7 protein-coding genes are annotated in these 3,797 nt (G+C 65.9%); 5 read left to right on the top strand and 2 right to left on the bottom strand.

Going from position 1 to position 3,797, the window contains the following annotated elements:
• Positions 1-8: 8 nt before the first annotated feature.
• Together VGL40_04345 and VGL40_04340 are read right to left on the bottom strand one after the other, a co-directional pair.
• Positions 9-518 carry an MFS transporter gene (locus VGL40_04345; protein ID HEY3314495.1) on the bottom strand — a complete coding sequence of 170 codons (510 nt, stop codon included), beginning with the start codon at positions 516-518 and terminating at the stop codon, positions 9-11.
• A gap of 20 nt (positions 519-538) precedes the next feature.
• Positions 539-1,165 carry an MFS transporter gene (locus VGL40_04340; GenBank protein ID HEY3314494.1) on the bottom strand — a complete coding sequence of 209 codons (627 nt, stop codon included), beginning with the start codon at positions 1,163-1,165 and terminating at the stop codon, positions 539-541.
• 144 nt (positions 1,166-1,309) lie between these two features.
• Here VGL40_04340 and VGL40_04335 point away from each other — a divergent pair, with 144 nt between their 5' ends.
• The 5 genes from VGL40_04335 to VGL40_04315 all read left to right on the top strand — a co-directional run.
• Positions 1,310-1,654 (top strand): hypothetical protein, encoded by a 345-nt coding sequence (locus VGL40_04335; protein HEY3314493.1) that lies wholly within the window; start codon positions 1,310-1,312, stop codon positions 1,652-1,654.
• Positions 1,655-1,749: 95 nt separating this feature from the next.
• The gene (locus VGL40_04330) at positions 1,750-2,100 is read left to right on the top strand and encodes a tRNA-binding protein (protein HEY3314492.1); all 351 of its coding nucleotides are present in this window, start codon (positions 1,750-1,752) and stop codon (positions 2,098-2,100) included.
• 3 nt (positions 2,101-2,103) lie between these two features.
• Complete coding sequence (locus VGL40_04325; protein ID HEY3314491.1) at positions 2,104-2,601, top strand: GTP pyrophosphokinase; 498 nt, start codon at positions 2,104-2,106, stop codon at positions 2,599-2,601.
• 47 nt (positions 2,602-2,648) lie between these two features.
• A complete protein-coding gene (locus tag VGL40_04320) occupies positions 2,649-3,023 on the top strand; it encodes a hypothetical protein (GenBank protein ID HEY3314490.1) in 375 nt (124 codons plus the stop codon).
• Positions 3,024-3,254: 231 nt separating this feature from the next.
• Positions 3,255-3,797, top strand: a 543-nt coding sequence (locus VGL40_04315; GenBank protein ID HEY3314489.1) for a YcdB/YcdC domain-containing protein, incomplete at its 3' end; no start/stop codon positions are given.

The raw sequence follows: 3,797 nt of genomic DNA, 5'->3' as shown, positions 1-3,797 counted from the left end.
GACCCCGATCACCGGGCGACCACGGTCGAGAGGGTGATCCCGGTGTTGTAGTAGGCGATGTAAGTCGTCTTCCGTTGATCGGGGGTCATCTCGAGGAGCGAGTTGAAGAGGGACAAGGTCACCCCGGACAGGACCAGGCCGGTGGCCAGGTTCCAGAAGGTCACCGTGTAAAGGCTGTGCGAGAAGGCGTAGACCACCGGGACAACGAACAGCCCGAAGGTGGAGATGAAGAGGGTCTTGAGGTTCCCATGACGCTCGGCGTAACGGGCCCAGAACCCGTAACCAACCAGGGAACCTCCGGTATTGGCCAGGCTGAGGAGGCTGATCCAGGTATTGTTGGCCTCGAGCACATGCACTTGATAGAGGCTGAAGACCGGCCAGGCCGCCGACCAGGCGAGGTAGAAGCCCATCGACGCGAGGGTGTAGCGGACGAATCTCGGTTCCGCCCGGAGATCCCGGGCCAGGTCGCGCAGGGACAGCCGGGCCGGCCCCGAGGCGACCCCCGCGGGTGTGGCCATGCCCAGGCAGGGTCCCTCTTTTAACCGGTTGAAGACCCAGATCTCGGCCAGCCCGACCAGGAAGGCCAGGCTGAAGGCGAACTGGTGGCCCTGGGGAAGCCGATCACGTCGATGCCCTTGCCCGCAAGGACGACGACGACCGTCCCGACCACGTTCGCCCACAGGCTCCGCTGGGCGAAGGCCGACGGTCGCTGGTCGGGCGGGATGATCCCGGCGATGAAGGCTTGCCAGGCGACGTTGGAGATGGCGGCCGGGAGGTTCATCAGGGCGACCGCGGTGACGATGAGGAGCGGGCGGTAGGCCGCCGGGGCCAGGGTCGCGGCGGCCACGGCCAGGTAAAAAGCCCGGTTGGCGAGGAAGAAAAGGGCCGTCAGCCGCTTCTTATCGGAGCGGCGGTCGATGAACGAGGCCCCGGGGATCATCGCCAGCAGGCTGACCAAGGCCGGCGCGGTCGAAAGCATGGCCACCAGGAAGTTGGACGCCCCCCCCTTGATGGCGTAGATACCCAGGAAAGGCTGGACCATGTTGACGGCGGTGATCGAGACCATCCCGTGGCAGGTGTTGATGAAGGTGTTCCGAGACAGCCTGGCTCGGCTGTCACCGGCGCCCATCGATTCGCCGGCCGTCATCGCCGGGCCCGGACGCATCAGGTTTCCCCCACTCTCGGCCGGAGCGCGGCCCAGGAAGGCGGCGCATTCAGGCCGTCCTCCAGGATTCGTCGGATAGCCGCGATTACCTCCCGGTCGGGCCCCCTTCACGCACCTATGGAGGTCCCTTCAACCGGGCGGCAGGTGACGACAAGGGAGCCGGAGAACTCGCCCATCGCGACGGTGGCCTCCATCGCCGTGGGCAAGACTCTGGGGGTCGCCCCCGAGGCGGACCTTTACTACGTGGCCAACGAGCACTGGACCGACTTCGCCTACACCGCTCGGGGTATCGACCGCCTCCTTGATGTCAACCAGACCCTCAGGAATAGGTTCCTCCTGGTGCCGATGGATTCGCGCTGCACGGCCAGCATCGCCGGCCTCTATGCCCTGGCCTGCCAGGTCGACCCGAAAGTAACCCCCCGGCGGTTCTGGAAGGTGGCGCTGGCCACCGGTGAAACGACGAGAGTGGCCCATGACGGAAAAGACTAGGCCCTGGGGATCATCGTGAACCCGGTCAAGCTCATCGAGGGTTTGACCGGATGATGAGATTCGCCCGGGCGACGATCGCGGGGAGGCAGGGAATCATGACCGCCGAGGTCAAGCCGGTGATCACCATGGACATCCTGGACAAGATCGACGTCCGCGTGGGGACCATCGTCAGCGTCGAAGACGTGCCGGGCTCGCGCAAGCTGCTCCGACTGACGGTGGATTTCGGGGCCTTCACCCGCCGCATCCTCTCGGGGATGAAAGGCGAGCGGGAGAACCCCAGGGAGATCGAGGGCCGCCAGGCCCTGTTCGTGGTCAACGTGGCCCCCAGGGCGATGGCCGGCGAGGTCTCCGAGGGGATGATTTTCGACATCGGCTACGCCGACGGTCGGGTCCCCGTCCTGGCCCAGCCGGAAAAGCCCGTCCCCAACGGGACGCGGGTGGGGTGAGCGATGGCGACTAGCGGAGCCGATTCCGCGGACCGAACCACGGTCGCGGGGTCGTTCGACCTCAATACCGCGATCAGCCTGGCCGCCCTAGCTCACCGGGGGCAGCGCGACAAGCTCGGACAGCCCTATATCCTCCATCCCCTGCGGGTGATGCTCCGCTTGACGGCACAAGACGAGATGGTCTGCGCGGTACTCCATGATGTGGTCGAGGATACCACGACATCCTTGGCCGACCTGCTGGCGATGGGGCTCAAGCCCGAGATCGGCCGGGCCCTCGATCACCTCACCAAGCGGCCCGAGGAGAAAGGCCGCTACATGGACTTCATCCGCCGGGTCGAGGGGGATCCTCTGGCCGTCGCGGTCAAGCTGGCCGACCTCGAGGACAACATGGACCGGCGCCGCCTTCCCTCCCCTTTACCGCCGGCTTTCGTGAACAGACTTCGTGCCTATCGGGAAGCCCATGCTCACCTCGCCCGGGTGGGAACTGTCCGCCGGCCCTGAGCGTCGTACTCGGTGGCCCGCGAAAGCCTCACTGGTGGAGGCCCGATATGAAAAGCCGTTCAATCCCCATCCGATTGGCCATCGTCGCCCTCGCCGCCCTCCTCGTCCTGACCGCCGTCGCCGGCCTCGATGAGGCCGCGGCCAAGTCCTATCAAGAGCAAGTCGACAGCGGGCACAGCCAGTGGCGGTTGGACGCGGCCCAAGTGGCCGCGACGACCCTCGAGGGACGGATGATCCCCGGCGGCGGTGGCCCGGTCCATCGGGTCCCAACTTCCGCTTTCAAGCAGGTCTTGAACGGCGGCGCCTTGGCCATCTTCGAAATCACCGATCCGGCTTCCCCGTGGACCAAGATCTACCTTAACAAGCCGGTGAAGCAAGACAGCACGGGCATCTGGGTGGTCGTCAGCTACGACCCGCGGTGAGAAACCGGGGTCGCCCGGTCGTTTCTGTATTTTCGCGGCCCGAGGACCGGACCGAACGCTTCCAGCGGGCCCGACGAAATAGCCCTTTAGCTGGTCGCAAGGCGTCCGGAGCGCCGCCCTTGTGGCGATGGGAACTTCTGGCTGGTCGCCTTCGTCTATTGTTGCGGAGACAGCCGAATCACCCCCGCCCACTCGTCGATCAGCGTCAGGTTCGTAGAAAGGATGAGGAAGATGACCCGGAAACTGCGGTCCCGCTCCCTCTTCAAGGCGCTCTGCATCCCGCTCGTCGCGGTCCTCCTCTTGGCCGGCTTGATGCCGGCCGCCGCCGCCGCCGGGGCCCTGGCGACGGCTTCGCCCGAGCCCGCCGGCATCACCCTCGAACAGGCCATCAAGCTGGTCAAAGCCAACTTCACCATCCCCACGGAGTTCAGCCACATCACCTCGGGCTACAGCGAGTACGACGGCCGCCAGGCCTGGTCGCTCAATTGGGACGCGGCTGCGGAGCCGGGCGGCAGTTTCAATGCCCAGGTCGACGCGACCACCGGCGAGATCCTCAACGCCAGCACCTGGAAGTCGACCCCGGCCCCGAGCGCGCAACTCCCGACGATCTCAGTGGAGGCCGCCAGGGCCACCGCCCTGGAGCTCCTCGATCGCCTGATTCCGAACAAGCTGCCCGATCTGAAACTGGTGGTCAATGAGAACGAGATCGTCCCGATCAGCTCCTACGGCCCCGTCGTCTACAGCTTCCGCTGGCAACGGATGCTCGGCGGCATC

It is taken from the genome of Bacillota bacterium, assembly GCA_036504675.1.
Lineage (GTDB): Bacteria > Bacillota > Sulfobacillia > JAJYWN01 > JAJZPE01 > DASXUT01.
This window is presented reverse-complemented; position numbering and strand designations above follow the sequence as displayed.